Source organism: Bacteroidota bacterium (assembly GCA_020161395.1).
Classification (GTDB): domain Bacteria; phylum Bacteroidota; class Ignavibacteria; order Ignavibacteriales; family Ignavibacteriaceae; genus UTCHB3.
In genome coordinates this window covers 278,402-305,132 of record JAIUOE010000003.1, presented here as the reverse complement: position 1 = coordinate 305,132, position 26,731 = coordinate 278,402, and the positions used below count along the sequence as shown (strand labels likewise).

Annotated in this window: 16 protein-coding genes; 7 read left to right on the top strand and 9 right to left on the bottom strand. The window is 42.5% G+C overall.

Annotated features, from left to right (window positions below; all coding sequences use genetic code 11):
- The first annotated feature begins 54 nt into the window (after positions 1-54).
- The 5 genes from rpsA (at position 55) to LCH52_06580 (ending at position 6,985) form a co-directional block, all read left to right on the top strand.
- Positions 55-1,869, top strand: coding sequence for a 30S ribosomal protein S1 (gene rpsA, locus LCH52_06600; protein MCA0388148.1), 1,815 nt, complete (start codon positions 55-57; stop codon positions 1,867-1,869).
- A 143-nt stretch (positions 1,870-2,012) separates the two neighbouring features.
- A complete protein-coding gene (mtaB, locus tag LCH52_06595; GenBank protein MCA0388147.1) occupies positions 2,013-3,329 on the top strand; it encodes a tRNA (N(6)-L-threonylcarbamoyladenosine(37)-C(2))-methylthiotransferase MtaB in 1,317 nt (438 codons plus the stop codon).
- 9 nt (positions 3,330-3,338) lie between these two features.
- Entirely contained in the window at positions 3,339-4,070 is a 732-nt protein-coding gene (locus tag LCH52_06590; GenBank protein MCA0388146.1) for a hypothetical protein, read from the top strand.
- A 146-nt stretch (positions 4,071-4,216) separates the two neighbouring features.
- A complete protein-coding gene (locus LCH52_06585; protein ID MCA0388145.1) occupies positions 4,217-6,331 on the top strand; it encodes a TonB-dependent receptor in 2,115 nt (704 codons plus the stop codon).
- A 15-nt stretch (positions 6,332-6,346) separates the two neighbouring features.
- Positions 6,347-6,985, top strand: coding sequence for a hypothetical protein (locus tag LCH52_06580; protein MCA0388144.1), 639 nt, complete (start codon positions 6,347-6,349; stop codon positions 6,983-6,985).
- Between the two features lie 5 nt (positions 6,986-6,990).
- Here LCH52_06580 and LCH52_06575 read toward each other — a convergent pair whose 3' ends face one another.
- The 5 genes from LCH52_06575 to LCH52_06555 form a co-directional block, all read right to left on the bottom strand.
- Entirely contained in the window at positions 6,991-8,064 is a 1,074-nt protein-coding gene (locus tag LCH52_06575) for a transglutaminase-like domain-containing protein (protein ID MCA0388143.1), read from the bottom strand.
- A 60-nt stretch (positions 8,065-8,124) separates the two neighbouring features.
- Positions 8,125-9,876: an FG-GAP-like repeat-containing protein gene (locus tag LCH52_06570; protein ID MCA0388142.1), complete on the bottom strand. Its 1,752-nt coding sequence runs from the start codon at positions 9,874-9,876 to the stop codon at positions 8,125-8,127.
- 120 nt (positions 9,877-9,996) lie between these two features.
- On the bottom strand, positions 9,997-10,713 hold the full coding sequence (locus LCH52_06565) for a LytTR family DNA-binding domain-containing protein (protein ID MCA0388141.1): 717 nt from the start codon (positions 10,711-10,713) through the stop codon (positions 9,997-9,999).
- Positions 10,710-11,849 carry a histidine kinase gene (locus tag LCH52_06560; protein MCA0388140.1) on the bottom strand — a complete coding sequence of 380 codons (1,140 nt, stop codon included), beginning with the start codon at positions 11,847-11,849 and terminating at the stop codon, positions 10,710-10,712. Before LCH52_06560 ends, LCH52_06565 begins: the two co-directional genes overlap by 4 nt.
- Before the next feature lie 60 nt (positions 11,850-11,909).
- On the bottom strand, positions 11,910-13,967 hold the full coding sequence (locus tag LCH52_06555) for a sialate O-acetylesterase (protein MCA0388139.1): 2,058 nt from the start codon (positions 13,965-13,967) through the stop codon (positions 11,910-11,912).
- A gap of 262 nt (positions 13,968-14,229) precedes the next feature.
- Between LCH52_06555 and LCH52_06550 the strand changes: the two genes are divergently transcribed.
- Positions 14,230-15,942 (top strand): ATP-binding protein, encoded by a 1,713-nt coding sequence (locus LCH52_06550; GenBank protein ID MCA0388138.1) that lies wholly within the window; start codon positions 14,230-14,232, stop codon positions 15,940-15,942.
- Between the two features lie 100 nt (positions 15,943-16,042).
- Here the strand turns inward: LCH52_06550 and LCH52_06545 are convergent, their stop codons facing one another.
- The 4 genes from LCH52_06545 to LCH52_06530 all read right to left on the bottom strand — a co-directional run bounded on the left by LCH52_06545 (position 16,043) and on the right by LCH52_06530 (position 23,770).
- Complete coding sequence (locus LCH52_06545; protein ID MCA0388137.1) at positions 16,043-17,377, bottom strand: sodium:alanine symporter family protein; 1,335 nt, start codon at positions 17,375-17,377, stop codon at positions 16,043-16,045.
- A gap of 38 nt (positions 17,378-17,415) precedes the next feature.
- Complete coding sequence (locus LCH52_06540) at positions 17,416-20,049, bottom strand: glycoside hydrolase family 9 protein (GenBank protein MCA0388136.1); 2,634 nt, start codon at positions 20,047-20,049, stop codon at positions 17,416-17,418.
- 155 nt (positions 20,050-20,204) lie between these two features.
- The gene (locus tag LCH52_06535; protein MCA0388135.1) at positions 20,205-22,130 is read right to left on the bottom strand and encodes a thioredoxin fold domain-containing protein; all 1,926 of its coding nucleotides are present in this window, start codon (positions 22,128-22,130) and stop codon (positions 20,205-20,207) included.
- On the bottom strand, positions 22,130-23,770 hold the full coding sequence (locus LCH52_06530) for an NAD+ synthase (GenBank protein ID MCA0388134.1): 1,641 nt from the start codon (positions 23,768-23,770) through the stop codon (positions 22,130-22,132). The genes LCH52_06535 and LCH52_06530 overlap by 1 nt, the downstream gene beginning before the upstream one ends.
- A gap of 211 nt (positions 23,771-23,981) precedes the next feature.
- On the opposite strand from LCH52_06530, the gene LCH52_06525 reads away from it, so the two are divergent.
- The gene (locus LCH52_06525) at positions 23,982-26,729 is read left to right on the top strand and encodes a carboxypeptidase-like regulatory domain-containing protein (protein MCA0388133.1); all 2,748 of its coding nucleotides are present in this window, start codon (positions 23,982-23,984) and stop codon (positions 26,727-26,729) included.
- Positions 26,730-26,731: the final 2 nt, after the last annotated feature.

The following is a 26,731-nucleotide window of genomic DNA, read 5'->3' as shown; positions in this document are numbered from 1 at the left end:
GCGCGCCCTTTGGCAGTTTTGAGCAGACAGCAATAACCGTACATTGGAGGATTAATGTCCGAAGAAAAGAAGACCCCAACATTGGATCTTGAGGTCTTGTTTAACAAATCAAAGAAATATTTCTTTGATGACGAATATTCACAGGAAGAATTTTCAGAACTCGCATCCCTCTTTGGCGAATCGTTTAGAAATGTCAAAGAGAAAGAGATGGTCAAGGGTAAAATTGTTCGTATTCAGCCCGACTATGTCATAGTAGATGTTGGTTTCAAATCAGAAGGTCAGATACCCATTTCAGAATTTGAAGGTATGACCGACATTAAGCTTGGAACCGAAGTCGAAGTGGTTCTCGAATCCGTTGAAGATCAGGAAGGTAACCTGGTACTCAGCAAGAAGAGAGCAGATTTCTTGAGAGTTTGGGAAAGAGTTCTTGCAGCACACGACAGTGGTGATGTTATTCAGGGAAGAATCACCCGCAGAATTAAAGGCGGCATGGTTGTGGATCTTATGGGTATGGATGCGTTCCTTCCCGGTTCACAGATCGATGTGCGTCCTATCAGAGACTTTGACGCATTTGTCGGCAGAGAGATGGACTTTAAAGTTGTTAAAGTTAATATCCCTACCGAGAATGTTGTTGTATCACACAAAGTACTCGTTGAAGAAGAACTCGCTGATCAGAGACACGCAATTTTACACAGCCTCGACAAGGGTCAAATCCTCGAAGGTACTGTTAAAGCAATCACAGATTTTGGTGTGTTTGTGGATCTTGGTGGTGTAGATGGTCTTATCCATATCACCGACCTTAGCTGGGGCAGAATTAATCACCCCAACGAAGTGGTTAAACTTGATGAGAAGATCAAAGTTGTTGTTACCGACTTCGACGAAGAGAAGAGAAGAATTTCTCTCAGTCTGAAAAAACTTCTCCCGCACCCATGGGAAAACATTGCCGAGAAATATGAAATTGGCAAAAAAGTTTCAGGCAGAGTTGTTTCTCTTACCGAGTATGGTGCATTTATCGAAATCGAAAAAGGCATCGAAGGTCTTATCCACAACAGTGAAATGAGCTGGACTCAGCATATCAAACATCCATCACAGATGGTTTCAATGGGACAGGTAATCGAGGCAGTAATCCTTAGCCTTGATGCTGAAGAGAAGAAAATTTCTCTCGGTATGAAACAGCTTGAACCGGATCCATGGCATGAATTGATGGCTAAATATCCTGTCGGCAGCAAACACACAGGTATCGTAAGAAATCTTACCACATTTGGTGTATTTGTTGAACTGGAACCTGGTATCGACGGACTCATCCACATCAGTGACCTTTCATGGACAAAGAAAATTCGCCATCCCGGGGAAGTTGTCAAAAAAGGTGAAAGAATTGATGTTGTAGTTCTTACTGTCGATACCGAACAGAGAAAAATCTCATTGGGTCACAAACAGATTCAGGATAACCCCTGGGACAGATTTGAAACCCTTTACGGTACAGGAACTGAAACAAAAGGAAAAATTTCAAGATTGATCGAAAAAGGTGTAATTGTTGAACTGGAAGAAGGCGTCGACGCATTTGTTCCTACTTCACAGCTTTCACCCGGCAAGGTTAAGAATGTTGGAAACCATTTCCTCATCGATCAGGAAGTAAGCCTTAAAGTAATTGATTTCGACAAAGAGAACAAGAAAATCGTTCTTAGCTCCGTTGCTTATCTTAAAGACAAGGACGAAGAGGAAATAAAAGAATACATGGCTACTCATAAACTTGAGAAAGTTAATGTTTCTGATTTCCAGAACGCTGAAACCTCCAAAGTTGAAAATCTCGATTTCCCTACATTTGAAGTTTCACCGGCTGCCGGAAAACCTAAAAAAGAAGGAAATTAATGATCATTAATTGATCATGTAATTAGAGGCTGCATTTATCGTGCAGCCTCTTTTTTATTATCGCGGTACGATTTCATATAAAGAACTGCCTTTTTTGGAATACCGCTGTGAGTTAAATTTATGATTCAGATTTAAGATAGTTAATGAAGAAAGTCGCTTTACACACATTAGGTTGTAAACTTAATTTTTCCGAAACCTCCTCGATCGGTAAGCAATTCCTGAAAAACGGATTTGAAGTGGTTGATTTCAACCACGAAGCTGATATATATGTAATAAACACATGCACAGTTACCGAGAATGCCGAAAAAGACTGCCGTCAGATAGTCAGAAAAGCACTCAGGTCGAATCCTGATGCCTATGTGCTCGTCACGGGGTGTTATGCTCAGTTGCGTCCGGAAGAGATTGCGGCGATTGACGGAGTTGACATGGTTCTCGGGAGCAAGGAAAAATTCGATGTTTTTTCATTCATAGAGAATTTTGAGAAAAAAGATCTCGCCTGCATTTTTGTTTCGCCAACAGAAGACCTTTCGAGTGAATTTGGTTTTGCCTCTTCAGGTGAATCCGACAACCGCACCAGAGCCTATTTTAAGATTCAGGATGGTTGCGACTACAAATGTACCTTCTGCACAATTCCTTTGGCGAGGGGAAGCAGCAGAAGCATGGATCCCGGTAAAGCGGTTGAAAAATTTGCAGAACTCCTTGATGCGGGCTACAAAGAAATTATATTGACGGGAGTGAATGTCGGGGATTACGGCAAGAATGTTGATATGTCGTTCTACAAACTTTTAAGAAAACTTCTTGAAGTTCCGGGTGATTACAGAATCAGAATTTCCTCAATCGAGCCAAATTTGTTGACGGACAGGATTTTGGAACTGACAGCTGGTTCGGAGAAAATGGCTAAACATTTTCACATACCGCTTCAGAGCGGAAGTCCCTCCATTTTGCGTTTAATGCAGAGGAGATATAACACTGCCGATTATGACAAGCTGATTTACAAAGCAAACAGGATTATCCCCGGATTGGGAATTGGTGTGGATGTAATAACGGGCTTCCCCGGAGAAGGTGAGAAGGAATTTACCGAGACTCATAATTTTCTGCTGAATCTTCCTGTGTCATATTTCCATGTGTTTACCTATTCCGAGCGCCCCAGAACAAAAGCAATCAACATGCCGGGTATGGTTGATGTTGCTGAAAGAAGGCGCCGTACAAATGTTTTAAGGATTTTGAGCCAGAAGAAAAAGGCTGATTTTTACACTTCCGTGCTCGGCAAAGAAGTGGATGTTTTATTTGAAAACACAAATAATTCGGGTGAAATGAAAGGCTTTTCTTCAGAGTATGTGAGAATAAGTCACCCTTTTATGACTGAATTTACAAACAAATTTTCCAAATTCAGAATTCTCTCAAGCGATGCAGAGCATTGCCATGGTGAGATACTTGAAACCGAATCGATTACCGTTTAAGGTCTGTCAATGAAACGATTAGTTGTCATTTTTTTGTTATCATCATTTATTCTGTCTGCCCAGGAAACGGGGTCACTGGCGGAGTTAAAATCTTCCATGAAGTTGAAGGAAATGCCCGATAACGGCAGTATCCCGATGAAACCTTCATTCCAGGCTCCCGGCAAAAAAAATGTTGGTCTTGCAATTCTATATTCGGTTATACTTCCCGGAATGGGTGAGTTATACGCAGAAGGGTATGCAAGCGGAAAATATTTTACGATAGCAGAAGCGGGATTGTGGCTTGCATACGGGGGAATGAGATACTATTCCGACAGGCAAAAGGACAACTATTTCTCTTATGCTGAATCGTATGGCGGAGTGAAAAACATGTCTGCAAAAAACGGTGATTACTACGCTGACATCGGTAACTATCTGAACATAAATGATTTTAACGACGACATGGCAAAACAGGGAAGATTCAACAAAATGTACAATACTGCCACTCATTCGTGGAACTGGGCTACCAATACCGAACGAAAAAGCTATCGCGAACTCTGGTCGTCATCCGAAGGCTGGAACAACAATATCAGGTTTGTAGTCGGCGGTATGATCCTTAACAGGATTGCCAGCGCAATTAATGCGGTTCGTCTTGTATCTTCCTATAACAAGAGCATCGAAACGACCTGGAATTTTTATTTTGACTACAACATCTCCCAGGCTGCACCCGCAAATATATCCCTTAATTTTATAAAGAACTTTTAATTTGAGTTAAAGAGAAGAAATCTGACGGTTTTCTTCTCTTTTCTTTCCTCACCCGCAACTTTTTCCGCTTATCATATAAATAATAACCTTTTTGAAACTTTTAACTAAATTTCAATGGTTTTATTTTAAACAATCACAAGAGTGCTATGAAGTTTTTATTACTGCTTTTAATATTACCAATCACAATTTTCTCCCAAACCAAAATTTCCGGTACGATTCGTTCCACACAGGGAGAACTGCTGGCGGGCGCCAATTTTTTTATAAAGGGAAGTTACGATGGTGCCTCCAGTGATGTGAAGGGGAATTTCGAGTTTACAACCACAGAAACAGGTGAACAGATACTAGTTTCGAGCTATATAGGTTACAAGACCAAAGAGACAAAGATTGTACTTGATGGAAAACCGCTCACATTCGACTTGAAGCTCGATCCCGATTCAAAGATATTGAAGCAGGTGACAATTTCAGCAGGTTCATTTGAAGCTTCAGATGAACGGAAATCTGTGGTTCTGAAACCACTCGATATTCTGACTACGGCGGGAGCCACAGGTGATCTTTCAAGTGCATTAAATACACTTCCCGGCACCTCCCAGGTTGGGGAAACCGAAGGTCTTTTTGTCAGAGGAGGCTCATCAGCAGAGACAAAAACAATTATTGACGAAATGATTGTGCAAAATCCCTACTTCTCCAATGTTCCTGATGTGCCACAGAGAGGCAGGTTTTCAGCAATATTGTTTAAGGGTACGATCTTCAGCACAGGAGGATACTCAGCCCAGTATGGTCAGGCACTTTCATCCACATTAATCCTGAAGAGCATTGACCTTCCGCCCGATACGAGGAGCTCATTTGGTCTTCTGGCAGCAGGATTTAATGCGGTACACACCCAACGATGGGAAAACACTGCAGTTAGTGTCTCCGCTGACTATTTTAATCTGGCACCCTATAACAATATAATTCCACAAAGAGTTGAGTGGGATGAAGCACCTGTCGGCAAAGCCGGGACTTTTCTGTTTCGCCAAAAGACAGGCAAGTCGGGTATGTACAAGTTTTATGGTACTTTCTCAAACAGTCAATTGTCCCTTTACCAGCAGAGTCTGGATGATCCAACATTCAAACCCCGCTTTCAGCTCAACAATACAAATTTTTATCTAAACACGAGTTATTCTGATATTGTATTAAATGATGTTGCCTTTTTTGCCGGCTATTCATACAGCAACAATAATGATGACCTTCAGTTAAATACTTTCCCGGCAAACCGGGACGACCAACTGCATCAGTTTAAGGTTAAGGGTACCAAAAATATAGCTGAAAATGCATTTCTTACTGTGGGAGCCGAAACCTGGTTTTTAAAAGCAGACGATTCATTTTCTTCTTTAAAAGCAAATCTCGAGGATAAATATTATGCAGGTTTCGCTGAAACTGATTTTTTCCTCTCTGATTTTGCAGCTTTTAGAATTGGAACCCGGTATGAATATTCAGACTATCTTAAAAAAGCGAATATAGCTCCAAGAGTTTCATTTGCTTTAAGAGTCAGGGAAGATGATCAGATAAATTTTGCCTACGGGCAGTTTTATCAAACACCTGACAGACAATTTCTTTATCAGGGGAAAAACCTTGACTATGAAAGAGCTGATCATTATATCCTGAACTACCAGAATATTGGTGCAAAAACAACATTCAGGATTGAAGGCTATTACAAGGACTATAAATCACTTATGAAAAGAAATATTACCGGTCCTGTTTTTGGAGTCCCGGAATATAAAAACAACGGTTCGGGTTATGCAAAGGGTATTGATGTCTTTTGGCGTGACAGAGGCGCCACTTTCGAAAATATTGACTATTGGATATCTTATTCATGGCTTGATACTGAAAGAGACTACCGTGATTTTCCGACAATTGCGACTCCAACATTCGCTTCGGAACACACTCTGACACTGGTTTACAAACAGGCATTCAGAGCGCTTAACAGTTTTATCGGGTTCACTTACACCTTTTCTTCAGGCAGACCCTATTATAATCCGAATAATCCGGTTTTTAATGGTGACAGAACTCCCGTACAGCACAGCCTTAGCTTTAACGGGAGCTGGTTAACCACCATTTTTGGTAATTTTGCAATTGTGTATGTTTCAATCACAAACCTGCCTGGTTATGAGAATATTTACGGATACAGATTTTCGACCGATGGAGCCCGGAGGCAGGAAGTTATCGCACCCGCACTCAGAACATATTTTGTCGGAGTGTTTATCTCATTTGATTACAAATAAAAATAAAGTTTAGCCATGAAAAAATTACTTTTGATACTTGTTCTTGGAATGATTTCTCTTTTCTCTCAAAATGAAAAGATGGTAAAAGCCATTGAAAAAAATGTTGCCATTCTTGATACAGCAAGAAGTATCGAGACAGCGAAACTTTTAATTAACAATTTTGAGAGGATAGCTGATGTCGAGACAGGGGAGTGGATAGCACAGTATTATGCCTCTGTGGCAAATTCCGCCTATTCGATGAGGGAGAAGGACAATGTTCTCAAGGAAAAAATAATAGACAAAGCCGAGTTCTATATAAACAGAGCTGATTCACTTAATCCAAACAATTCCGAGATCTATCTGATCAAATCGGTAATTGTGTATGCCAGAATCAGTATCAGTCCGATGGAGAGATACATGACAATGCTACCATTGGCAACAAAATATATGGCGACAGCCACTGAACTTGATCCTGAGAACCCCAGAACTTACCTTCAAAGCGGGCTGATTCTCCTGTTTACACCTGAGATGATGGGTGGGGGAAAAGCAAAAGCAAAACCACTGTTACTTACAGCGAAGGAAAAATTTGAAAAGTTTGTCCCGGCATCCTCGATCCATCCAAATTGGGGTAGACCTCATCTGGCGGAACTTTTAGAATATGTGGACAAACCGTAGCAGGTTCACTTTTCATATTTGTGAAGAATTCGCCGGGAGGAGATCTCGGCTTTCACTCCACTGATAACCGTTGTCATCATTTGCATGAAGTCGGTTTTCCCGTTTTGGGCTTCGCTGTTTTTCCAGGTCGCCCATTCCGGTACATTTGGCAGAGGGATGTTAGTTCCCCTGGAAGTGACAAGCCGTCTGTTGTCGAGGGATAGAAATCCGTTTTTATCGGTGCAGTCAACCGGCAGCCAGCCGAGACCGGGCAGTTGAATCTCCGACCATACATGATAGCTTAGAGTATCGGGAGCCAGCATAAAACCGGAGACAAGTCTTGCGGGAATGTTTGAAGCACGACAAAAGGCAATATAGAGGTAGGAGTACTGGCCACAGTCACCTTTGCAGGTTTTAAGTGCCTCACCGGCACCTCTTGCGAGGACTGGCCATTCATATTTCATGTTACCCCTCATCCAGTCATAAAAAAGCCTTGCCTTTTTTAGCGGATCATTTTCGCCCCCGGCGATAGATGCAGACATTGCCTTAATGCTGTCTGTCAACTCAAGAAACTCCTCGGAAACAAGATACCTTTCTGCGTCGTCAAGCATGCCATCGGGTGCGTTTGTTGTTTGGATATCCTGCGGAACAGTAAAATTAAATAAATCGTATCTGAATCGCCGTGTAATTACGAGTGAATCACCATCTTTCATTCTTTTTGCAATATCCCAGTAGAAAATTACATTTCCATTCTCTGCATCAGTCCATCTCTCATCGGGTTCGGGAGAAACCCCAAGAAATTTAACATTCCTTTGGTTGATGTACTCGAACGGTTGTGAACTCCATATTCTGAACGATGGAGGAGTGTTGTCGGGTATTTTCATCTCCCTGTTTGCTTTTACCAGCTCCTCTCCACGCAACACCTTATAGTTTTTAATGGTGATTCTCAGTTCGGTTTCGACATATCTGGGTTCACTCAACCAGCTTGCAAGCAATTTGTCATGGGCACGACCGGGCGATGCCTCATACAGTGCACAGGAGTTTATGCAGATGGCAATCAGAGCAATGACAGGCAGAAGAATTATTTTGTATATTTTCATAAGTGGCAATTTACGAAAAATCTGCCACTTATGAATATAATTGAAGCTTCTCCGGATTCATTATTTCAGCACTGAGAGCTTCTTTACGCTTCTGTTGCCATTGGATGTCAGTTCATAAAGATATATTCCCGAACTCAACCCCTCCGCATTCAGAGTTACACTGTGCTGACCCGCGTGTCTGTATTCGTTGATCAGCTCTTTTACTATGTTTCCGAGGATATCGTACACTTTAAGTGTTACTGTACCTGCATTTGAAGTTGTAAATGAAATCCTTGTCTCCGGATTAAATGGATTGGGGTAGTTCTGCATCAGGTTAAAACCATGAATGTTGGAATAATCTGTCTCGGGATTTATACCGGTCAGTGTTGTGTCCTCGACAATCCTGTTGAATGAGCCGGGCAGAAGACCATTTACGAACTGAACAATCCCCGAACTCCACATGATGACAACTGAATCGATAGTGGTGGCTGTCCCGAGCCCAAAATGCAATTGCATGTTTTGACTGCAATGTCCCGATTGTGCAGATACCCGTCGTGTCATCCAGCGGGGAGTCCCGTGTTCAGTCACTTTGAGCTTTACGACCGCTCCAATTCCACTTCGGTTGCTCCTAATACCCTCCAGATCAATCATTATCCAATTATTTGAACCACCTGAATTTCGATAGAGGGAATTATTCTGATTTGCTCCGAAACAGTTTGCGGTAAAGAGATCGAGCCAGCCGTCCTTGTTATAGTCGGCAAATGCTGCACCGTAAGTCCATCCTTTTTGTTCCGACAGAGTCACTGTATCACGAACGAAAATTGCGTTTCCATGATTGATGTAGAGATAATTTGTCATTGGCGTGTTGTCTGCATTAAAAGCATTCGAAACAAACAGATCGAGGTCGCCGTCATTATCGATGTCCCCAAAAACGCTTGAAAAAGAATTTGCAACATCAGTATTGAAAGGTTCTGCAACTTTGGTAAAATTGTTGTTTCCGTCATTCAGGAGAAGCCAGTTTCTTCCGCCTTCGGCATTGGAAATGAAAATGTCCATGTCACCATCGTTGTCCACATCTTCATAATTTGAACTGATGGAGCTTCCCCCGTTATTCAGAAGGGGGGCATTGCCAGTTCTGCTGAATGAACCGTTTCCGAGATTTGTATAGAGATTCTCGTTCTGACTCCCTTCATTCACGACAAAGAGATCAGGAAGGAAATCCCCATTGTATTCAATGAAATCGGCATTTCTTGAAAAAAACTGGTCGGTCAGGAAACCCGTTTGAGGCTGTTTTGTAAATGAGCCATTTCCATTGTTTTTGTAGAGCAGGTTTCGTGTGTTGCCTGCACTGTTAGTTACATAGAGGTCGAGAAAGCCGTCTTTGTTGTAGTCTCCCCATGTTCCTGTTTCGGAGTATGTCAGATCAGTCATCACGGCAGATGATGAAAGTTGGGTGTAAGTGCCGTCTCCGTTGTTTTTGTAAAGGTAATTAATTTTGTTGTACCATGTGGAGACAAACAGATCGGGGTAACCGTCATTATCGAAGTCTCCCCACGATGCACCAACTGAGGGGGAATTGTCTTTTGTGATCACTATGGAATCAATTTTGGTGAAGGTACCGTCGCCGTTGTTTTGGTAGAAAAAATTGTTTTGTCCACCGTTCTTTCCGTTACTCACAAAAAGATCGAGGTCTCCGTCCCTGTCGTGATCAATCCAGTTGACAGAACGGGAATCGCCTCCGTCGTTCACGATGGCACCTTCGGTAATTTTAATAAATCTTTGCGCATTTAACGCAAAAGAGAGGAAGATCAGGAAAATAATCGCATATCTCATTTGGCTGCTCCTTTTGATAAAGTTTCAAATTCGAACGCAATTAAATAATGAAGATGAGGTTATTTTACGACGGGATGACGAACAGTTATATTGAAGTGGTGAACTGTTATGTCGTGATGACTAAATTTTTAGGAGTGTCTGAATTGCAGCGGCATATTTTCTCCCTGTCCAGATTTTCTTTCCGTTTTTCAGTTTCAGTTGATATTCGTTATTCGAGAGATTTTCTATTTCGACGATTTTTTCCCTGTTCACGATTGCAGTGCGATGAACTCTCATGAATTGTTTATCGCCGAGGAGTTTTTCCATTGAATCGAGTGTGGATTGCATGGTAAAGAGGGAAGTATCGGTATGAATCAGTATTGTATTACCGTTTGACTGGATATTATTAATCTCATTCGTGTCGAGAAGTATAAATTTTCCTTTGTCACCCTCTTTTTTTACGGGAATTTTGCCGGCAGGAGAAGGTGAGGAGGGAGTCCCCCCGAGTTTTTCAAGAGCCTTCAGCATCGTGGTTCTGAATCTTTGCCTGTCAAACGGTTTCAGCAGATACCCGAGAGTGCGGAAATCGAATGCCTCAATTGCATAATTGTCGAATGCAGTTGTGAAAATAACTCCGGGCGAATTTTTGGTAATCGAGCGGATCAATTCCATCCCTGAAATGCCGGGGAGCTGGATGTCAAGAAAAATCAAATCGGGTTTGTGTTTTTTTATCGCTTCAAGAGCCGAAACTGCATCACCGCACTCATCCACGACTGAAATATTGGGGAAGTCTTCAAGAAAAAACCTGAGTTTTTCGCGTGCGAGCACTTCATCTTCCACAATTATTGCTTTAATCATTGCTTTGAAACAGGCACATTTATTTCGACGATATATTCGGAATCAGTCTCTTTTATATTGAATTTGAAATTTTCCCCGTAAAGAATTTCCAGTCGTGCTTTTATCTGTTTTAATCCTTCACCCGAGGGGAGGGGATCTTTTACTTTCCTGACAGGTCTGCTGTTTCTTACCACAATCGAAATATCATTCTCTGAAACCGCCACTTTTAAACCAATTTCAACAGATTCCGGGGTGATATCGACATTATGTTTGATACAGTTTTCCAGAAGAGGCAGAAGAATAAATTTTGGTACCATCACATCTCCACCCATTCCCGGGAGTTCAACGGTCTCAACTATCCTGGCGCCAAATCTAAGCTTTTGAATGGAAAGATAATTTCTTCCGATCTCGATCTCTTTTTTCAGGGTGATAAACTGATCCTCGGAGTTCTGGAATGTGCTTCTTAGCAAATCACTTAGGGATGAGATCATTTTATCGGCGAGCATGGGGTCTTTGTAAATCATCATCGAGATGCCGTGAAGGGCATTAAAGAGGAAATGGGGATGAAGATTCCCCGTCAGATTCTGCAGTTGTGACTCGACGAGTCTTCTTTTTATCTCTTCCTGTTTCACATTTTCCTGCTTGATAAACCGGGAGTATTCGATCACACCGGCGGTCAGACCAATGATCACGGTAAGCATGAAACTGTCGGCAGAAAGGGAAATCAGAGGTAAAATTATCTCTTTTGGATTTGAAAAAAGGGTGGAAAGAATCTCGCCAAGATTTTCCATTATCAGACCAATTGAAATGAACGCCAGGAGACGGTGCATAACCGAAATCAGAATTATCCACCCCGTAAGTTTGATTACCTTCTCCGTAACCGAACCGGGATGACTGAACTGTTTTGCAACCTTCGAGTGGATCAACGGGACGAACAGAGCCCACATGAAATAGCTCGGCAATCTTTGTGGCAGATACACATCCCAATGGAATTCCTGATTGTTTCCTATGTAATAAAGGAAAGAGGAAACCGTTGATGAGAGTCCAAAAAAGAGGGCTACACCAAAAAGGATGAGCCAGATTTTATATTTGTTGTCAAACAGACTTGTTTTTTGAAATAGAATAATCTCTCCGTGAAACTGATTTTGTAAAACCAAAAATATTAATAACTGATTGTTTTGTTGATGTAAAATTTAATCACATCACCACCTGCTGAGTCACTTCCAGTTGTCCGTTCTGAAAGAGGATGCCGGAAGACCGGCTCCGTTGAAGAGTGTTGCTTCGGAAGTGTCGCTCCAGCAATACCGCACGGCAACAGGTGCCTTAACCCTGGGTGATGAAACAACAACCGTTGATCCGGTCACTTTCGCATCCGCTTCATGGAAAATCTTGTCGGTTCCCGCTATTTGAAAGTTCAGATTCCCGTTTTTTGGGACAAGTTTTATCCCTTCCGCATGGTCAAATGTCAGGATTATTTTTTCCTGTTCGGTGACAAAATTTTTGTAGACGGGTCCAGAGTAGACGATATTTCTTCCGTAATCTTTTGCGAGTGCCCAGAGTGCAAGCCGTTCGCCAACATCCTTTTTATTTCCGGGGTGGATATTTATGATATTTCCGATATCGAGTGTTACTGCCATCCCTGTTTTTGGTACTGACATCGACCGAAATTGTGCTTCTCTCAGGAGCTGGGAGTTTGTACCCTCTCCGTATCTGTAAGGGGCAAGCTGCGTAAAATAGAATGAAAAATCGTCACTCCAAAGGGTTCGCCAGTTTTCCACCATGGCAGAAAAAAGTTCGTTGTATCGACCGGCATTGTAAGTGTTCGACTCCCCCTGATACCAGATGGCTCCCCGGATTTTAAAGGGCGCCAGTGGAGTGATCATACCATTGTGGAGAACAGTCGGGGAGTGAAAGTTAATCTCTGATGTCACTTCAGGTCTCGAAGTGTAATTAAAATTAATGCCCGAATAGAGATAAAATTTCGGATTCCGGAATTCAGCCACAGGAAGATATCTCCATGTCCCTGCGATTGAGAGGGATTCTTTGGTATTTACTAGCGACAAACGGAAATTGTCAGCCCGTCCGTACATTCCACCTCCTTGCATATTGTCAAGGACCCGGACAGCAATAACGAGCGTCTTCGAGTTGACCAATTTTGCAGGAATTGTGTAATTTCTTTCGGTCTGCCAGTGACCTTCGGTTTCATATCCTCCAACCTTAACTCCATTTACGAATGTTACATCCATGTCATCGATTGGACCGAGGGAGAGAGTAAGCTCCTTATTCAACCAGTTTGCAGGAATATCAATTTTGGTTCTGAACCATATCACCCCGTCAAAATTACCAAAGCCAAATTTCATCCAGTCTGCGGGCATCTCTGCAATGGACCATTTTGAGTCATCGAAGCCGGCTGCGGAAAAGGCAGCATCCTGAAAGTGGAGATTTTCCCATCTCCCGGCACCTGTTCTCTCTCTCATGTCGATTTGGGGGAGTTTTTCTAACCACGATTCCAGTTTTTCCGATTCTTCCTTGCTTTTTGCCATGCCTGCCAGAAATTCTTTATATTCGGGAAATTTATCGAGCGATTTTGCCCCCATCCATGCTTCAATCGGGGATCCACCCCAACTCGAGTGAATCAATCCAATTGGGACATTAAGTTCATTCAATAATTTTTTACCAAAGAAAAATGCCGTCGCACTGAAAGCAGAAGCATTTTCAGGAGAGCAGACGCTCCACGAGCCTTTACAATCATTTTCAGGAGTGATGGAAGTGGTTCTCTCGACAGTAAAAAACCTGAGATTGGGGTAGTTAGCCTTTGGAATTTCAACTGCGGCGGTAAAAATGGTATCGAGGGGTTGCCAGCCACCCAGAGGCATCTCCATATTTGACTGACCTGAGCAAAGCCACACTTCGCCGATTAATACATTTTTGTAAGAAACTGAATCATAACCGCTGACAATTGTCAAATCGTGCGGACCCCCCGCATCCGGGGTTTTCAGTTTCAGGCTCCACTTTCCCTCTTTGGTAACAACACTGTTCGCAGTTTGTCCCCAGTCCGCTTTTACATCGACAGTTTTCCCGGCGGCGCCATTTCCCCAAATCGTGATCTCACTGTTTCTCTGCAACACCATATTGTTGGAGAATATTGCCGGGAGGGACAGTTTGCCCGATTGAATCTGTGCATTCGAGCATGAGGAGAGGAGTAAAGCCACCAGCATAAATGCAAGTGGCTTCAGGATATTTAATTTGTTACGGTTTTTAATTGACTGGTGCATGGTAAAATTTGTTTTTGGGGGAAATTTTAATTCACTTATCCAATATACTTCTAAGTTTCAGATTTCAAAATTTTTGTGTGCATTATAAGAGAAAAATCCTCGAGATTACCATAAGTCCATTCGTTTGATAAGCAAAATTCCGGACGAGATCGGACGATTTAACGAAAACCTGTATTATCGACGCATTCTCCAACTATCCACTCAACTGATTGACTCATAACTATTCGTTATATTTGCAAATCCGAATAAACAAAATTAAAAGATGAAGAAGCGAATATATTTAACCTCAGACTACGAAACTCTGATAAAAAATAACGGATACTATGTTGACAAAACAAGATTTATACCGTTGCTTGAGAATTACTCGAATCCGAATGTCTTTTTTTTAAGACCGAGAAGATTTGGTAAATCCTTGTTACTTTCTGTTTTGGAGCATTATTATGGAATTCAATACCGGGAGGATTTTAATGAGTTGTTTGGTGAATATTATGTTGGTCAGCCAAATCAATCCACTGCATTAAAAAACACTTACCATATTTTCAGATTTGATTTTTCCGGAATTGACACTGAAAATGTTGATAATCTCTTACCTGCATTCAATAATAAAGTGATCGGGAGCATTAAGATCTTTGCTGCCAATTATGGATTTTTTTCAGAATCGGAACTGGACTCCTTTTTTAATCAAAGAACTCCAGCTGATATTTTATCGAACTTTTTCCCTTCCTTGATTTATAAAGGATTTTCTGGTAAGATATTTATTCTAATAGATGAATACGACCATTTTACGAACGAACTGTTATCTTTTAATATCGATCATTTCAGAGAGATTGTAAGTCAAAACGGTTGGGTCCGGAAATTTTACGAAGTAATCAAACAATTTATAGGAGAAGGTCTGATCGGCCGGTTTTTTGCAACAGGCGTTACTCCTGTTACATTAGACAGCATGACAAGTGGATTCAATATTGCCAAAAACATCACGACCGACCCCTTATATCATAAAATGGCTGGCTTTACCGAAGATGAGGTTAGACGATTGATCGAAGCTGTTTCGAGTAAAGAACTACAATTTGAGCCGGAAAAAATCTCTGATGATATCCGCAAATGGTACAACGGAAGTAAATTCTCCATTGATGCCAGGGAAAGACTTTATAATCCACAGATGTTGTTAAATTTCCTGAATTATTTATTCAATCATGGTAAATATCCGCCTGATATGTACGATCCTTCCGTTTCCTCTGATTATTCTAAAATCAAGAAACAACTTGGGATTCTAAAGCCGCAAGAATCCTATAATGTAATCACTGAAATTATCGAAAACGAAACAATTTGCGACGAACTCACGCAACAATACGATTTTGAAACCGGTTTGGAGCGCAAGGATCTCATCTCTTTACTGTTTTACAACGGTTTATTGACTATGGAATCGGGAGAAGGGAAATTAGTAACATTCGTCATTCCAAATTATGTTTCCAAAATTATGTACTGGGAATTCATCAGGAAACTAATGGTGGAAGAAAATGTGGCGGGGTTGGGATTTGTAGAACTTATGCCTGTTCTAGATGAAATGCGTTTTGAAGGCAGAGTTTCTAAACTAATTGACTACACTTCGGCAATCATAAATACTCTTTCGAACCGTGACCTTAGCGGTTTTCGTGAATTGAACCTCAAATCCATACTTGTAACCATTCTCTCATTTTCACAAATTTACAGGATTAATAGTGAATTTGAGATCAACAGGAAATATGTCGATTTGCTACTTGAACTTCAACCTGATTACAAAGGAAAATACTCGTTCATTCTTGAACTTAAATATTTAAAACTGAATGAGTCTGATAAATATGAGGAGATCAAAAGAAACGGGATTGAGCAACTGCAAAATTATCTTAGACTTGAAAATCTCAAAAAGAAAGAAAACATGAAAGCGTGGCTTATCTTGTTTCTAAATGACAAGGGTGAGGCTATCGAAATAAAATAACCGATTTTCTCACCATTCTCAAAATGCATTTCTGAACACTTTTAACTGAAAAAGAATTCAGACCCAATTTCCGTTTGAAAACCCCGCTGTCCAGGAAATCCTACTCCACCTCATTTATATATTTCTCCGTCTCCGATTTCAGAATCTTCGTCAGCATGATAAGGGAAATGATGTTCGGAATTGCCATCAGTCCGTTGGCAAGATCGGCGAAATCCCAGACGAGATCGAGGGTCTGAACGGAACCGACATAAACGAAGATTACCCACAGGATTCGATAGGGGAGGAGTATTTTTTCACCGAAGAGGTATTCGGCGGCCTTTTCACCGTAATATGACCAGCCGAGAATGGTTGAAAAAACAAAGGTCAAAAGTGAAAATGTTAGAAAAATCGGACCGATAATCCCGACATGACCAAAGGCTTCGCTTGTGAGTGCCGAGCCGTTGAGTCCCTTTTCTGTCCAGAACCCGCTGTTTACGACAACCAGTCCTGTAAGAGCACAAACTACAACAGTATCCCAGAATGTACCTGTGGAGGAGACCAAAGCCTGTCGAACCGGGTTCCTTGTCTGGGCTGCGGCAGCTACAATTGGCGCACTTCCAAGTCCGGATTCGTTGCTGAAAAGTCCTCTTGAAATACCGGCTTTTACCACCTCTTTCATGGCTGCGCCTGCAAAACCACCAATGGCGGCATTTCCTGTAAATGCTGATTCAAAAATATTGATGAAGGTATCACCAAGTGTGGAAAAATTGACGATGAGTAAGGTGACACATCCGATGATGTAGATAATCGCCATGAAAGGAACAAGTGCTTCGCAAACTTTCGCAATCGATTTGATTCCTCCGAGGATCACGAGTGCAGTAAACAACGCCATCACAACACCTGCGATGTGTGGATTGATTCCAAGTGTGTCACTGCTTAGATGGGCTATTGAGTTTGCCTGAACCATGTTTCCGATACCAAATGCTGCAATTGCTGTCAGGGCTGCGAAGATTACTCCGAGCCACTTCATCTTCAAACCTCTCTCGAGAACATACATCGGTCCACCGGCATATCCCGATTCGGTGTGCACACGGTATTTTACAGAAAGAAGCGCTTCTGAATATTTCGTTGCAATTCCAAAAATACCCGTCAACCACATCCAAAGGACAGCTCCGGGACCGCCTGCAACAATGGCAGTGGAAACGCCGACGATATTACCCGTTCCGATGGTGGCTGCAAGAGCTGTAGCAAGGGCACCGAACTGACTGACATCACCAGCAGCTCCTTCATCTTTCTGAAAGGAGATTTTGATCGCCTTAAAGATGTATTTTTGGATAAATCCCGTTCTTACGGTCAGATACAAGTGAGTGCCAAACAGCAAAATGATAAGGGGCCATCCCCAGACGAATCCGGCTGCTGCCTTAACAGAGGATTCAATAGTGTTCAGGATTTCCATAAAACTCCGCGATAAAAGAGGTATAAAGAAGTGATGATTTACAATGCAACAAAATTATAACCTTTTTGTTTAAGGTACAATATTAATTCGTCTAATTTGAAATAAAACTTGTCAGTTCTTTCAGGATGTGTGCCAAAATGCGTCAAAAGCAGAAATCCATTAAGTCCGGAAGGGGATTTACTCTCGAAATTATTAATTGAATTGTAAAGTGAATCGGAGGAATAATAGTAGGAACCGGATGGAATCGTCCAGTCCTGATTCGATTTTGTGCCTGGAGTGAAATTGATAAGTTTCAGTCCCATACCCTCTGTCCAAGCAGCTATCTCCCGATTATACCATTCAAAGGGAGGCAGAAAAAATGGAGCATCATCTTTTGATATGCCAAATTTTGCCATCTCTTTGTAATTGTCGATCACATCTGTATCGAATTGCAGCCGGGTAACGAGAGTGGAATCCCGTTTCTCCCACGAATTGTAGAGAAGATGTTTATCCGAGTGGGCACCGAGATAGTGACCGGAGTTTTTAAGGTCTTTTATGATTTCTGCAAATTCAGGATTTCTATAAAAATCCCCCGTAAAGAAAAAGTTCGCTTTGATGTTGTGTTGCTTTAATGTTTCCGTTATTGTTTTGTATCCATCCGCAAATTCATGGCCTGTGAAAACCAAAGCAATGTTTTCCTTCGTACTGTCCAATCGGGTTAGTGCACCCAGAAAATAAGTCGAATTGAACACGGAACAGGAATAGAACACGGATGAGACGGATTGATCGGATTCCACGGATTTTTCCTTTGCGTTCTCTGCGGTTTCATTTAAATCCTCCTCTGTGCTCTCTGTGTGCTCTGTGGTTCCTTCTAAACCTTTATATAACGACGACAGATAAATCGCAAGACCCGCCGTTCCATCCATTGTAGGTTCATTGGTTGAATAATCGCCCCAGTCATCATGATAGACAGCTCTGCCGGGCTGAAACCTTGCATACTCATCAGGTTCGGCAAGATGGATTCCGATAAGCTTACCGAAAATGGTTGAATAGATTGGTCCATCGACAAGCCCGCCATCAACGGGGTAGTTGTAAACATGAGTGAAAGCGGAATGGGGATCGACGGGGTAGTCGCCCCACTTCGGAAGTCCGACAATCATGCTTGTACCCCAGGGGTTGCATCCGAAAAGCCAGTCCCGAAGTGCTGCCTCCATTTCGAGATATTTTTGGTCTTTAGTGAGCTCATGATACAATTTTGCCTGAGTCATCGCTGCCGAGACGAGATTGTTTGAGCACCAGATATATGGTACACCGATATAGAACGGGTCTATTACCCCGCGGTTATACAGTTTTTCGAGTCCGAGACGGTAGAACTCCGCAAATCGATCTGAAGAATCCGTTTTACTGCCTGCAAGAAGCCAGTGCCCAAGATTGATAAAGGGAAACCACTGGTAATGTGATGCTGTATCCGCACCTATCCACGGGGTTACCTCTTCCATTTTACCAAACCTGATGGCATCATCGAGATAGTTTTTAGATGCAGTTACCGAATACAGCTGTGCTGCTGCCAGTTCCATGTCATCCGTCCAGTTATCTTCCTCATAAAAATAAGGTGCTTTGCAAGGGGCTGTTTGAGAGACTCCCGGATATTTTTTCCCGAACTCATACGCTTCAAGGGCTTTTTTATGAAGTGTGGCTGCAAATTCAGGGTCATACTTTTGCAGCAGTTCAGACCCGAGTGCCATTGTTGAAGCAAATTTTCCTGCAATAGAAGCAACGCCGGTCGATCTGTTTTTGTATTTCATCAGACCTTGAGGTTTGCCTGTCACACGATAGACTGGTCTCTCGAGTCCCTTACCGTAATTCACAGAATCCTCGGTCGGGAGCCGGAACATCTGATGATCGCGGTCGTCCGCTATCTGCTGATACATCTCCTCACCACCTGGGTACATCCTGTTCAACCAGTCGAGGCCCCACTTCGCTTCATCGAGAACATCCGGAATTCCATTCGCTCCCGGGTCTCCGTTTTTATCAAACCGGTCGCCAAACGCCTGCGGATTTCTTTTGTAAGCCAGCATGAGTTGATATGCAGCAGTAGCGGAAGTGGTTACATACTGAAGGTAGTCGGAAGCATCGTGCCAGCCACCCAAAACAGGTATCAGGTATGAGGTATCAGGTATTATATTTGAAGTATGAGGTTTGAGGTTTGAAGTTTGAGGCGAATCAGGGTTGGGTGCATCTTCGGAATAGACGGGGAAGCCATCATGTGTGTGGCAGGAATCTTTTAGATATGGATTGTAGCCGCATCTTTGCTGCCGCATGTAATAGAGCAGGTAATCGGCAGTGGAATTGTAGATCGTGTCAGAAATTCTGAAATTCGGGGATATTGCATCGCCCGTGATGATTCGGTATGTACCTTCTTTAGTCAGTTTTGAAAAATCGAGACGGGCAGTTTCCTTAAAATTTCCGAGGGAGCCAGTCGGTTTTATCGCTTTTGATGTGAAAACGGTTTTCCCTGTGAAGATATCCTCTATTGTGAATTCATTCGGTATAAGTGCATTTTCAGACATCAGTACAGCAACCTTGATCGCATGAGGCTGGTACCCAAGCTGGTTTATCCGGATTGCGGATTGCGGGAAGAGGGGAATGGAGAGAATCAGGGAGACGAGAAGCGATAAATATTTCAGGCGCATTTCAAACCAGAATTAAAGAATCAAAAATACCCCTCAAATATAAGATTTTTCGATGAGCGGGGCATAATTCAGGTACCTGTCCAGCTAAAAATAAAAAAGGCTGCCCGTCTCCGAACAGCCATAGAAAATAATAACTAATAAATCAAAACTAAAAACTAATCAGCTTTTTTCATCAGTTTGAGGAATTCTTCACCGTTTACGAAGCCGGTGAGGCGATAGACCTCTTCACCTTTTTCGTTGAAGATCAGGATGGTTGGAACGCCTTTGATGTTAAAATCTTTTACGAGTTTTTTGACTTTTTCGTCACCCGATTTGGTAAGGTCGGCTTTGAAGGAGACAAAACTTTTACCGGCTTCGACCACTTTGGGATCGACGAAAGTGATAGCATCGAGCTCTTTGCAGGGGATGCACCAGTCGGCATAGAAATCGATGATGATTTTCTTTTGACCTTTGGCTGCGGTGAATGAACTGTCGGTATAGGTCTCAAATTTCAGTTTTGCACCTTCACTTCCCGACGCATTTGCAGGGAACCACCAGACAGCGAGTCCGATGAAAACGACTGAAAGTGCATATTTGAAAATTCTGAATGCCTTCATTTTTTCATCGAGCGGATCGAAGATTGCAAGGTATGGAACCGAGATGATGATATAAACGGGCAACAGGTAACCCGACCACTCTTTTGGAAGGAGAGGAAGTATAAACCAGATCGCCATACCGATCATTATCACGCCGAATATGTGTTTGATGCCTTCCATCCACATTCCTGCTCTCGGAAGGCTTTTAATTTTTCCAGAGAAGAGTGCAAGGATGAAATAGGGGGTACCGAGACCCACCGCAAGGAAGAAGAAAAGGAGGAAACCGGTGAGGACATTTCCGATTTTTGCGACATAGGTTACGAGTCCGAGAACAAATGGTCCAATACATGGTGCGGCTACAATTCCGAGGGTAAGACCCATGAAGAATGCACCGAAAAGTCCCGATTTCGCACCGCCTGCCATGTTCATCAGGGAGTCGGGGAGCTTAAATTCATAAAATCCGAACTGTGAGAGGGCAAGTCCGACAAAAATCAAAGATATTATGACGAGGACATACCACTCCTGCAGGAGCGAGCCGAGAATACCGCCCGTTAGAGCTGTTATCACACCGATGATTGAATATGTAATCGCAATTCCCATCACATAAAGGAAACCCATCAGAGCGAGACGGGAGGTTTTCCCTTCAGCCTGTCCGCCAAAATATCCGATGGTGATCGGTATCAGGGGATAAACACAGGGAGTCAGGTTAAGGGCAAGCCCACCGAGAAACACAAAAAGGAGGGAGAAGAAGAGTCCGCTTTTCTCGAGAGTAGAGGAGACATCATCATCTTTTGATTCATTTACGGTGGCGGAATCCTTAGAGCCATAGGAATCGAGAGCGACAGAATCTTTCCCTTCGAGAGCTTTCAGGCTGTCGATTTTTGCGAGGGAATCTCTTTCAGCCTCAGCTTTTTTAATGGAATCCTTTTTTGCGGCTTCCTCATCGGCTGACTTATCCAGGTATGCCAGGCCTGAAGCGGCAAAAGCTGCAGCGTTGGTCTCGGTAACAACAGATTCCTTTTTCCCGACGCGAATTGTAACCGTGGCAGCCGCTGAGTTTGGGGCGAGACAGGAATGGTCATTACAAGCCTGATATTCCACATTTAATGACAGCTTGTAGTTGCCCGGTTTAAGTTTTTCCGGAATTCTGACTTTTGCAAAGATGTAAAAATTGCCTTCGTAAACAGAAACAGGTTTATCGGAGAACTCAAAGGTGTAGTCTTTGGCTTTCGGGTACACCGTGGCAGTGGTTTTGATTCCTTCGGCGGAAGTAATCGAAAGAACTGTAGCGATCAGATTCGGTTCTTTGGGCTTGTTTGAATTAACATGATAGCCGGCATCGACCGAAGCAGGTACAGCAATCTTTATCTCGTCGCCCGGTCTCACAATATCGCGTGAGAGAAGGGGAGTGCCCAGCGAGAGTTTGTCACCACCTCCGAATTGAGCTGAAGTTGTGAAAGACAATATGGTTGATAAAAAGAGGACAATTGCCGTCAATTTTTTCATTATCTGCTCCATCTTTGAACTATTGGAAATCTTCTTCCGTAACCAAAAGCCTTGTTTGAGACACGGAGAACAGGTGCGCCCTGTTTCCGTTTAAATTCGTTTCTGTCGACGAGGTTCAGCATTTTTACTACAAGTGCCCTGTCGCCGGTGACAGGAGCAATCTCATCCACTTCCTTGTTCTCCTCGAGATACATGCCAAGTATCCTGTCAAGCACGGGATACGGGGGAAGTGAGTCCTGATCGGTCTGGTTCGGTTTCAATTCAGCCGAGGGAACCTTGTCGATTATTTCGCGGGGGATTATCTCCTCATCACGATTTATATACTCACACAATCTGTAAACATCGGTTTTATAAACATCACCAATGACAGCGAGTCCGCCACACATGTCGCCATAAAGCGTCGCATACCCTGTGGCGAGTTCCGATTTGTTACCAGTAGTAACAAGTAAATGGTTAAATTTGTTGCTTATTGCCATCATATAGAGTCCGCGGATACGGGACTGCATATTTTCCTCGGTTACATCTTCGGGACGGTCACCAAAAACAGGGTTCAACATCAGTTTTATTTGTTCAAAAACGGGTTGAATTGGAACCGTATTGTGTGAGATGCCAAGATTATCGATCAGTTTCAAAGAATCGTCAATACTTCCTTTGCTCGAAAATTCCGAGGGCATCATTAAAACAAAGACATTTTCCGCTCCGAGAGCTTTTACCGCGAAGTATGCAACGATTGCCGAATCGATACCACCGCTTAAACCGAGGCAGATCGATTTGAAATTAAGCTTTCTGCAGTAATCTTTAAGTCCAAAAATGAGTGCGTTGTGTACTTCCTCTTCAAATGATGACTCGACCGATTTGATTTCATCATATTCGAGGGAGGTATCATAGATAAAATAATCCTCTTCGAAAGTTTTCCCGAGTTTTACGAGTTCGCCTTTTTCATTGAAACACATGCTCGCGCCGTCGAATATAAGTTCAGTCTGCGCGGCGGCACAGCAGTTGTAAACGAGCTTTACTCTGTCTTTTTTAGCGATGGTTTGCAACATTTTATAACGGGCTTTTCGTTTCCCGAAGGAGTAGGGACTTGCGGAAATATTAATCAGAAGTGTAGCCCCTTTTTCAATTTGCTGTTTAACGGGATCAACTGGGTATAATCTCTTCTTCCAGTAGTCCTCGTCATTCCAGATATCTTCACAGACTGAAAGACCGATGGTCTCACCCTTGAATTCAAAAACCTTCACTTCATCTGCGGCTTCAAAATAGCGAACCTCATCAAATACATCGTAATTCGGTATCAGGGATTTGTTCTGAACAACCTTTATTTCACCATCGAAGCAAAAGAGGGCACTGTTTTCAATGTTCGTGCCGATGTTGTCTTCAAACTCGGTAATTGATCCGAAGACGAGTGCGGTTTTACCGTTGGTCTCAGATGCAATCTCTGCTGCTGCATTTACAACTCTTTTGCGAAATGCTTTTTTTTCGACGAAATCGAGAGGCGGATAACCTGTCAGCGACAATTCGGGGAACACGGCTATATCAGCACCGTCAGTAACAGCCCTTCTGTATCCATCAATAATTTTCCCTTTGTTCCCGTCAATATCTCCAATTACCGGGTTTATCTGGCAAACAGCAATTTTCATTGTCTCAAATTTTTATTAATCAAACCCCAAATATACGGAATAGAGCGTTAGAACTGAGATGCACTTCTTCATGAGCTCCGGTGACGGGTATTCAGTATTAACGATAGCTTAACCTTCGCTTAACATTAGCTTAACATTTGAACCCGTTATTTGGAGCGTCGAAGAAAAAAAATAGAGGAAACAAATGATTCGCACAAATGAGAACAATTTAATGAAGTTTATACTTCTCCTGTTTTTATCAACAACGGCAATTTTTGCCCAAACAGGAAGCATCACCGGAAAAATAAAAGATAAATCGAACGGTGATCTTTTAACGGGTGCAAATGTCGTCGTGGAAGGAACCAGACTTGGTGCAACTGCCGATCTGGACGGTAACTACACAATTGCCAAAGTTCCAGAGGGTATTTATACCATTAAAGTTTCTTTCATCTCTTACAACGCTGTGAAAATTGAAAAAGTGGTTGTAAAAGAGGGACAGACTACGAAAATTGATGTGTCGCTTGAGGCTGCCACTGCAACAATGAAAGAAGTGGTTGTAACCGCAGACGCTCTTCAAAACACAGAAACATCGATGGTAAAGAATTCGAAGAACTCTCTTGAAATTGTCGAAGGCTTCTCCGGTGAAATGATAGGTAAAACGAGCAGTTCAGACGGTGCCGATGTGCTAAAGAAGATGACGGGAGTAACCATTACAGATGGAAAATACGCCTACATTCGCGGAGTTGGTGACAGATATAACAATACAATGCTCAACGGAGCAAACCTGCCCAGCACTGACCCCGAGAAGAAGTCATTTTCATACGATATTTTCCCTGCGAACCTGATTGAGAGCATTGTAACTTCAAAAACCTTTACTCCCGACAAGCCGGCAGACTTTTCCGGCGGTCTGGTACACATCAAGACCATTGAATTCCCCGACAGATTTTTCATAAATCTCAGTCTTTCATCCAGCTACAACACATTCGGAACGGGAAAAGACGCACTAACCTACCAGGGTGGCAGAAGATGGCTTGGGAATGATGACGGTACCAGAGCCCTTCCTTCGTCAGTACCCTCAGGCAGACTGAGCAGTGCAGACCCTGTTGCTTTGCAGACAATCGGTCGATCATTCTCCAACAAATGGGCTACCTCGAACACCTCTCTTCCGATGAATACAGGTTTTAACATCTCTCTCGGAAACAGATTTTCGTTTCTTGAAGACCATCTTTTGGGAGTTATTGCCTCAGTCACATATTCAAACTCGAATGAAGCTGAATCACTCGAAAGAAACAACTATACTTTCTCAGGTCCGAGATTTGAATACAAAGGCAACAACTACAGAAATTCGGTAATGATGGGAGGATTGTTAAATCTCTCCTACAGAATCGGAGCAAACAATAAGGTAAGCTGGAAAAATGTATTCAGCCAGAACTCCGATGACGAAGTGACGAAATACAAAGGTGACTACTACACCAATCCTGATTACAGAGAGCAGACAACCTTAAGATATGTAACCAGAAATCTTCTTTCCACACAGCTTCTTGGTGAACACTACCTCGATGTTTTACAGGGATTGAGAGTAATGTGGAATGCAAATTATGCGATATCAAAAAGAGATGAACCCGACGCAAGAAGATTTGTCTACTCCAGACTTCTTGATGAGACAGACCAGCCGTTAAGATTCCAGATGGATCAGTCGGTTGCAACCAGATATTTTGCCGGACTTACAGACATCAATCGTGGTGCAAATGTCGATTTCAATCTTAAGCCTTTTGAAGATCCGAATCTCCCTTCAATAAAAGCAGGTTTCGCTTTTGACTTCAAAAACCGTGAATTTGGTGCAAGGAGTTTCGGTTACAAAAATGTACCCGGCGGCAATTTCGCAAAAGAGGACAGCATTCTTCAGCTTTCAGTTGATCAGATATTCAAGGATGAAAACATTGTTCCAAATTTCATCCAGATAACAGAGATGACGAAACCGTCTGATTCATATCAGTCGAACCAGACAATTCTGGCATCATACTTTGCACTCGATTTCTCTCTTTTTGAGATAGTAAAACTTATCACCGGCTTCAGATATGAAAAATCGGAACTGGAACTCTCATCGAAAACCCTTACCGGTGAGAATGTGAAGAGCAAACCTGAATATAACGACATTCTTCCAAGTGTCAATCTTACCATTCAGCCAACGGAACAGATGAATGTAAGACTTGCTTATACCAAAACACTGGCAAGACCTGAATTCAGAGAGACTGCACCATTCAGCTATTTTGATTTTCTTGAAAATGAAATTGTACAGGGAAATCCTGATCTGAAACGAACACTCGTAACAAATTATGACCTCAGATTCGAGTATTATCCTGCAAGAGCTGCGGACATGTTTGCAGTCGGACTCTTCTATAAAAATTTCGCTGACCCGATCGAGCAGGTTTTTCTTCCTTCCTCATCATTCGAACCAATCAGAGGATTCAAAAATGCTAAAAGCGCAAACAATTTTGGACTTGAACTCGAAGTGAGAAAATCACTTGATTTCATAAGTCCGACACTTTTTGGTCTGGCTTTCGTAGGAAATGCAACCTGGATCAAGTCAGAGGTTGAATTTGAAACCGGCAATACACAGTCCACATATCAGGAAGCAACAAGACCTATGCAAGGTCAGGCAGAATATGTATTGAATGCCGGTCTGTACTATGACAATTTTGAAGGCGGGTTCTCTGCATCACTGGTTTACAACAAAGTTGGACAGAAAATTTTGAAAGTCGGCTTTGCCGGTCTTGGAGATATCGTTGAGCTTCCGAGAGATCAGGTCGACATTTCGGTTTCTCAAAGAATCATGGAATCACTTACACTTAAGTTTACAGTAAAGAATCTGCTCGCACAGGATTACATAGCAATGCAAAAATCACCATTGGGTGACAGAGCTTCGAGCAGAATAAAAAGAGGAAGCGACATGTCTCTGGGCGTTTCCTGGAAGTTTTGATA